Raw genomic sequence first — 325 nt, 5'->3', positions numbered from 1 at the left:
GTGCAGACCGGGGTGGACGACGGGGGCGCGCTGCCACTGCTCACCGGCGCGGACCCGGCCGCCACCGCCGCCGCCACGGCGGTGCTGCGCGCCGGGGGCGTGGTGGTGACCGACCCGCGCTACCTGCACGACGGCCTGGTGACCGTACGGGTGAACCAGGTGGATCCCGGGACGGACCGGCCAACCGCTGCCGCCGACCTTCCCGGGTACGCGCTGCCGGAACCGATCGGACAGGCGCAAATTTTGCTCTCCCCGGCGGCAGCCCGGCCACTCGGCTCGACCTGCGTACCTTCCGGCTGGGTTCTCGGCACCTCTCTACCGCAGG

The 325-nt window shown here is 74.2% G+C and carries 1 pseudogene; it reads left to right on the top strand.

Features of this window, described 5'->3' with window-relative positions:
* Positions 1–12 precede the first annotated feature (12 nt).
* Positions 13–325, top strand: a pseudogene (locus C7C45_RS33095) (ABC transporter permease); the annotation flags it as partial.

The organism is Micromonospora arborensis (assembly GCF_003205615.1).
GTDB classification, from domain to species: Bacteria; Actinomycetota; Actinomycetes; order Mycobacteriales; family Micromonosporaceae; genus Micromonospora; species Micromonospora arborensis.
The sequence above is the reverse complement of the archived record's forward strand: the minus strand, read 5'-3'. Positions and strand labels throughout refer to the sequence as shown.